At 73.2% G+C, this 6,589-nt stretch carries 9 protein-coding genes; 4 read left to right on the top strand and 5 right to left on the bottom strand.

What is annotated here, in order from left to right; genetic code table 11:
* Nucleotides 1-4: 4 nt before the first annotated feature.
* Nucleotides 5-661, top strand: coding sequence for a hypothetical protein (locus F8271_RS29050; protein ID WP_225854840.1), 657 nt, complete (start codon nt 5-7; stop codon nt 659-661).
* Here F8271_RS29050 and F8271_RS29045 read toward each other — a convergent pair.
* The 3 genes from F8271_RS29045 to F8271_RS29035 form a co-directional block, all read right to left on the bottom strand.
* The gene (locus F8271_RS29045) at nt 629-1,015 is read right to left on the bottom strand and encodes a hypothetical protein (RefSeq protein WP_151493023.1); all 387 of its coding nucleotides are present in this window, start codon (nt 1,013-1,015) and stop codon (nt 629-631) included. The two genes, F8271_RS29050 and F8271_RS29045, sit on opposite strands and share 33 nt — an antisense overlap.
* Before the next feature lie 216 nt (nt 1,016-1,231).
* Nucleotides 1,232-1,453, bottom strand: a complete 222-nt coding sequence (locus F8271_RS29040) for a DUF397 domain-containing protein (RefSeq protein WP_151493022.1) — start codon at nt 1,451-1,453, stop codon at nt 1,232-1,234.
* Complete coding sequence (locus tag F8271_RS29035) at nt 1,423-2,304, bottom strand: helix-turn-helix transcriptional regulator (protein ID WP_030487606.1); 882 nt, start codon at nt 2,302-2,304, stop codon at nt 1,423-1,425. Before F8271_RS29035 ends, F8271_RS29040 begins: the two co-directional genes overlap by 31 nt.
* A gap of 626 nt (nt 2,305-2,930) precedes the next feature.
* Here F8271_RS29035 and F8271_RS29030 point away from each other — a divergent pair.
* Complete coding sequence (locus F8271_RS29030; protein ID WP_139586807.1) at nt 2,931-3,215, top strand: hypothetical protein; 285 nt, start codon at nt 2,931-2,933, stop codon at nt 3,213-3,215.
* Between the two features lie 98 nt (nt 3,216-3,313).
* Nucleotides 3,314-3,757 (top strand): hypothetical protein, encoded by a 444-nt coding sequence (locus tag F8271_RS29025; protein ID WP_151493021.1) that lies wholly within the window; start codon nt 3,314-3,316, stop codon nt 3,755-3,757.
* 7 nt (nt 3,758-3,764) lie between these two features.
* Here the strand turns inward: F8271_RS29025 and F8271_RS29020 are convergent, their stop codons facing one another.
* Both F8271_RS29020 and F8271_RS29015 read right to left on the bottom strand, forming a co-directional pair.
* Nucleotides 3,765-4,595 carry a PASTA domain-containing protein gene (locus tag F8271_RS29020; protein ID WP_151493020.1) on the bottom strand — a complete coding sequence of 277 codons (831 nt, stop codon included), beginning with the start codon at nt 4,593-4,595 and terminating at the stop codon, nt 3,765-3,767.
* A 124-nt stretch (nt 4,596-4,719) separates the two neighbouring features.
* Nucleotides 4,720-5,415, bottom strand: coding sequence for a PASTA domain-containing protein (locus F8271_RS29015; RefSeq protein WP_151493019.1), 696 nt, complete (start codon nt 5,413-5,415; stop codon nt 4,720-4,722).
* Nucleotides 5,416-5,540: 125 nt separating this feature from the next.
* On the opposite strand from F8271_RS29015, the gene F8271_RS29010 reads away from it, so the two are divergent.
* The coding region (locus tag F8271_RS29010) for a hypothetical protein (RefSeq protein ID WP_151493018.1) at nt 5,541-6,589 on the top strand (1,049 nt) is incomplete at its 3' end.

The raw sequence follows: 6,589 nt of genomic DNA, 5'->3' as shown, positions 1-6,589 counted from the left end.
CGGGGTGAAGGGGGGACCGGCCCGGATTCGCTCGACGTCGATCCGGGAAAGACTCTCCGACATGGAGAGTCAGCTCACCATCCTGTTGCCGATCGCCGCCGTCTGGCTGGCCGCCGGCGTCCTGGCCGACGGCCTGCCCCGGCTGCGCAACACCCGCACGTTGCGTAGGCGTACCGGATGGTTGCTGGTCCTCGCCCTGAGCGGTGTGACCCTCACCGCGGCCGCGCTCGTCGGTGGGCTGTTCAGCGCGGGCACCGCCCCGGTCGACCGGGCCGCCGCCGGGCTGACCCTGGCCGTCGGCCCCGCGCTGGTGGTGGCGGTCTGCTCCGTACGGCGGATCCGGCGGCTGTGGGCCGGCGCCGGCGCGTTCGCCAGCGCGCCGGCCACCCCGGCCCCGCACGGCCTGCGTGCCGCGGCGGCACATCCCCTCGTCGGGCTGCCCTTGCAGGTGAGCGCCCTGACCACGCTGCCGGCGGTGATCGCGGCAGCCGGAGCCGACCTCGGCGCCGAGCCCGCTGTCACCGGGCCGGCGATCACCGTCGGCGCGCTCACGGTGGCCGTCATCGGCGTCCGGCACGCGCTGCGACACAGCCGGTTCGCCGAGCGGACCCGCCCGGCGGCGTCGACGTCAGCGCGAGCGGCCGGGCCCCTGCACGTATAGCAGCTCCAGGATCGCCCTGGTCGCCTCGAACCAGCGGTCCAGCCATCCGGGCGGCGGCACGCTGCCCTTCGGCGGCAACTCCAGCAGCAGACCGCGCAGCAGCGGGTGGTCGGCCAGCGAGCCGGTCGCCTCCATCGGCCAGCCGCTCGGCGGGAACGATGGCTCGACCAGCGGGTTCGGGTCGAGTGAGGGCAGGGAGAGGGGCGGATCGACCGACTCGGCGGCGGACGCCTCCTGGTCGCTCGACACCACCTCGGTCAGTACGGTGTCCCGACGCGCCCCGCGGTACTTGCCACCGAACCGCTCCGGCTTACCCGGACCGCTGGTGAGATTGTCTGACCCGATCGTCGTCATCCGTCTCGCCTACCTCGCTCGGTTGCGGATCGGCGCGGCGGATCATCGATCAGCGCCGCTACCGACCGGTTCAACGAGACGGACCCGCTGTGGCGACGGGAATCCCGGCGGAACCTCGCGGCCCACGCCCCCGACAGCGGCGCGGGCGCCCGGGGCCCGGGCACGGGAAGGTCCCCGCCCGGTCGGAACCGGACAGGGGCCTCACGCGACGCTCGGTCAGGCCGAGCCGAACACACCACCTCTGGTGCCGTCGACGAAGGCGTGCCAGTCACCCGGGGCAAAGACCAGGGCCGGGCCGGCCTTGTCCTTCGAGTCCCGCACTCCGACCGCCCCCGTCACGTACGCCACCTCCACGCAGTTGTCACAGTTCGGCCCGCTCTTCGAGCTCTTGAACCATGCTGCCTGCGTCAGGTCCACGGGGAACCCCTTGGTCGCCATTTCCACAACGGCTCCTCTGCCAGTTTTGCGATGTGTGCGACGGACTCCTCCGGACGTATGGCCGCAGCGCGGATGTGATCGAAGATGAAGCTGTACTTCTGTAGTTCGTCGCTCTTCTCGAGGAAGAGCCCACCCGTGGCGTTCTCCGCGTACACAACATCCGGATCACCGGGCTCAGGGAAGCTGAGGATCGTGAAGGTCCCGTCCATGCCGGCGTGCGCACCCACCTCGAAAGGCAGGATCTGAAGCGTCACGTTCGGCAACTCGGCCACCTCGACCAGCCTCTTCAGCTGGCCGCGCATCACCTCGTCCCCGCCCACCGGCCGACTCACCACCGCCTCATCGAGCACCACCCACAGATCGACCGGATCGTCCTGGGTCAATAACGACTGACGACCCAGACGGACACGCACCCTTTGGTGTACCTGATCGGCCGTGAAGTCCGGCCGGGCGGCGCGGATCATCGCACCGGCGTACTCCTCGGTCTCCAGAAGACCCGGCACCACCTGCTGCTCGTACGCCCGGATCGAGCTCGCCGCAGCCTCCAGACCGACGTACGCGCCGACGAGCACCGTGCTGTACGGATGCCACCAGCCCTTCTGTCGGGCCTCCCGGGCGATCTGCACCAGCTCGTCGCTCTCGGCGCCCACCACGCCGTAGATCCGCAGCATGTCCCGCACGTCGCGGGGCGTGGCCGTGGTGTGGCCGGTCTCGATCCGGGAGACCTTCGACGCGGAGCACTCCAACTGCTCGGCGACGACCTCAATGGTGATCCCGGCGGACTCCCGCTGGCGGCGCAGCTCGGCACCGAGCCGCCGCCTTCTGATGGTCGGGCTGCGCCGTTCACTCATCGCGCAACCTTCGAGTCACTGGTTCCCGCCGCTGGCTGCTCGACCCCACCCGGGCTACCTCCGGTCGACGCGCCGCTGGCTGCCGCCCGCCGGGGGCGCGACCGTCGACCGGCGAACGCTCGCGGCGAGGGGGTGGTGCCGGTCATCGGCCGGCCGCGACGGGCGACACCGGCCCCCAGTGTGCCGTCCGGACACGGAAGGCTTCAAGCGCCGCTTTGCGCGACACGCTCATGTATCGGCAAAAGTCGACGTGCAACTTGCATGAAGCACGTCGCTGATGCACTCTGTCCGTATGCCTCGGATCACTCAGCGTCTCCGCCTGATCCCCCGGAGTGGTGACCCCACCGATCCGGGAGCGTCGGGCACGACGCGGGCCCGGCCGGCGCCACCGAGACCTGCTCCGGGGTGATGACCCCGCCGCTGCAAGCCGGCAAGCTGCGGCGGCGGGCGCGGTTCCTGGAAGCAGCCGGGTGATGGTCGGGTGGCGGCACGCCACCAGCGGAGTACGGCCCGACCACCACCATCCGCACCACCGGTCCACGAGGCACGACCCCGTCACCGGCCGAGACTCTTCCCCGACCAGTCACCGCCGGCGTAACCGCCGGCCAACCCTCCCAGGAGCCCATGTGCTTCCCCGCTCCGGTGACGTTCTGCACGTGACTCGCGCGGCGAGTGTCCAGTTCCTCAGGCCGATCATGTTCCGGGTGATCCGGGTGCTCGACTGGCCGACGTACGACGGTTGGCTCTGGCTCGACGGCTACGAGCTCAACGCCGCGGGCGACGCGGTCAACCGCCGGTCGATCTTCGTCCAGCGGGAAGGGTTGCAACAGGTGCAGGCCGCACCGGAACCCCGCCCGCACACCGTACGGACGCGGCGGCCCGTCTCCCGTACCCCCGTCCGGGTGGGCTGACCACCGCGATCCGCCGCCGGTGGGCGTGCCGTCACCATAGAATTGGTACGCCCACCCCGGCACCGTTCCACCCGCACGTCCCGGGCCCTGATCCTGGGATGGTCATGGTCAATCAGCCCGCCCCGCGGCGGCACCACCGCTCCCGTATCGCCTATGCCCTCGGATTGCTCGCTCTGCTCGCGGCCGTGACCACAGCCGTGGTCCTGGTCCGCGACCCGGCGTCGTCCGCGACCCGGCTGACCACCCCGGTGCCGGCACCGGAGATCACCGTGGTGGACGCCGACCCACCACTGGACGACGACCCCGGCTGGATCGGCGCCGTCGCCCCGAGCCACCACGCCGCAGCGGCCGACCCGACCAGCTCAGTGGCCGGCGCCGGTGCCGGTGGTCAGTCCGACGGACGCCAGGACCTCGCCGAGGCGGGCCCGACCGGGGACGCTTCGACGGACGTGCGCCGCTCACTGTTCTGGTCCGGGATCTTCGGTCTCACCATCTCGCTGGCCGGGCTCGGCCTGGTCGGCACCCGCCGCCGCATGTGGTGAACACCGGTCACGGTGTGCTCGTCGCCGTCGGGCTCGGCGCGGTCGGGCTGCTCCCGGTCGAGGGCCGGGCCTGCGAGACGATCAGCAGTACGTCCTCGCCGGTCGACACCGTCGTACCGGCCTCCGGATCGGTGCCCACCACCGTCCCGGGCGGCAGCTCCGACGGCCGGTACACCACCCGGTAGGGCAGGCCGAGCCGGTCCAGCAGCCCCTCGGCGGTGGCCTGCGGCAGGCCGGCGACCGGCGGCACCGGCACCTCGGCGGGCTCGCTGGACGGCGGCGGGCTGCTCGGCGTCGCACTGCTCGGCGTCGCGGAGGTGGGGGCGGCGCTGGTCGGCGCGGCGCTGGTGGCAGTGGTCGGGGGAATCGACGGGGTGGACTCCGGGTCGTCCCGGTCGCTGTCCCGAGCATTGAGCACCACCCAGAGCGCGGCCCCGAGCAGGCCGGCGAGCACCAGCGCGAGCACACCCCAGAGGATCGGCAGCCACCATCGCCGCCCACCCTGATCTTCGGCGTACCACTCGCCGCCCGGCTCGGCCGGTCGCGGCGGCCGTACCTCCGCCCGCCCCGACCACGGCGCGGGGTTGGACCGCTCCGCGGGCATCCGCGCCGTCCGGTCGGCCGGCTGCGCGAATGCGGAGCGGTCGATCGGCGCCGTCTCGTCGGGCGAGGCGGAGCGATCCATCGGCGCCGTCTCGTCGGGTGAGGCAGCCCGGTCGATCGGCGCCGTCTCGTCCGGCGCGGCGGGCGTCCGCTGCGGCCGGTCGGCGGGCGGCAGGGCGCGGGTCCGGTCGTCGTCGTGCTCCCCGGCGGGCGGCTCCTGGCGGTCGTCGCTCATCGCACGTCCTTTCCCGAACCGGGCGGGCGGCATGGCCCTCGACCGTCAACCTAGCGGCCCACGGCACCATCGGCGGGGATCAGCGGCCCCGGCGAGCCGGGACACGGTCACCGGCCGACGCGGATCATAAGGTGGGTTTCGCGGTCGGCTGGCCGTTCGGATCCGCACCGCACCAGATGCTGACCTGGTCGTTCCAGCGGGCCGGGCCGTCCTCGGCCGGTTCCTGCCGGGTGACCTTTCCACTGCGTCCGCTGCGGTAACTGGGGTAGAGGCCCTCCTCGACCAACTCGTCGGCGGCCTTGGCGCAGTCGTCGCCAACCACATCCGGCACCTCGGCGGGCGGCGGCGGCCCGGCGATCTGGAGTTGCACGGTGGTGCCCCGGACGACCTCGGTGCCCACGGCGGGTGAGGCGCTCTCCACCGTACGACCGGTGCCACCTCCGAAGACCAGCCGCCAGCCCAGGCGCTGCTTGCGCAGCATGTCCCGGGCCTCCTCGAAATCGGCGCCGAGCACCGGCGGCACGGTCAGCCCGGACGCCTTGGTCGTGGTGGCGGTGGTGCGGGGAGCCGAGGGCGTGGTCCGGCCCGTACTCGGCCTGGGCGCGGTGGTCTGGGTGGTCGGCGTGGCGGACGCGGTCGTCACGGCGAGTGGCTGCTCCGGATCGTCGTCATCGCCGGCCAGCAGCCAACCGCCGGTCGCGCCCACCGCGGCGAGGAGCACCGCCACCAGCCCGCCACCGAGCAGCACGGTGGCCCTGCTCGGGCCGCCCCCGTCCCGGTCGCCAGCGGATTCCTGCCGCCCCGTGTTCACATCCGTCATACCGCACACCGCCTCATCACCGGCGACCGTACCGGTCACCGCCAAACCCGTTCGCGCCCATCGGCCCGTGCCGGCGGATCATCTGCGACTCGCCGCGCCGTCGACGGGACGTTACGCTGCCCGGCATGGCCAGACGGGGCTGGGGAGTATCGATCGCGACGGCGATCGGGGTCGCTGCCGGCGCGGGCGCCGCACAACTGGGCTTCGGCTACGGGCTCGGCGTCATCACCTGGACGCCCACCGACGCCGGCGCCGCCGACACGGCATGGGCGGACGGCCTCGCCTGGGCGACCTGGCTGGCCGCCAGCTCAACGGTGCTCGGCGCGGTCTGCGCACAGCGGTTGCACCAGCGGCCGGCGCCGGTGACCCATCCCGAGGTGCCCACCCCGGTGCCGGCGGACGGGTCCGAGCGTCCCTCGACTCCCGCCACCGACCCGACCGGGACCGACCGACCGCCCACCGTGGATGGACCGACGGCTCCCGCTGAGAGCCGTGGCCTGCACGAACCGACGGCTCCCGCCGAAGGCCGTGACCTGCTGGGGCGGGTGGCCATCGCCCTCGGCGCCGGGCTCGGCGGGTTGGTCACCGTGCTACTCGTCGCCGTGCCCGCGCGGGTCGCGGTCGGCGCCGACAGCGACGTGCCACAGCGGATCGCCGCCGCGCACACGGCACTGGGCATCCTCATCGGCGTACTCGTCGCGCTCTGGGCGCTGCGCTCCCGCGCCGCCGCGGTGAACGTGACCGCGACGGCCGCCTGGCTGTGGCTGCTCGCCGTGGTCTCGGTGATCGACGGGGAACGCGTCGGACGCGGCCTGGTCGGTGCTCAGCTCGGCACGTGGCAGCTCGACCCGGATCACCCCCGGTACTGGATCGGGGACCAGCTCTACTGGCCCGGTGCGCTGCTGGCTCTCGTCCCCGCACTGGTGATCGGGGCGTCGGCCGCGCGGCGGGCCGCCCGATCACCGGGTCACCGGGTCGGCGCGGCGGCGTCCGGGGCGGCCGGCCCGTTGCTCGTCGCGCTCGCGTACCTGAGCACCGTGCCGCGCTGGTCGACGCCGGGCCCGGCACAGCTGTCCACCCAACTGATCGCCCCGTACGCGGTGATCGTCGGTGCCGGCGGGTCGGTGCTGGCCGCCGTCCTCGCCGAGCGCGCCCAGCGCCACCGGCACGTGGT

This window comes from Micromonospora sp. ALFpr18c, assembly GCF_008868155.1.
Taxonomy (GTDB): domain Bacteria; phylum Actinomycetota; class Actinomycetes; order Mycobacteriales; family Micromonosporaceae; genus Micromonospora.
The sequence above is the reverse complement of the archived record's forward strand: the minus strand, read 5'-3'. Positions and strand labels throughout refer to the sequence as shown.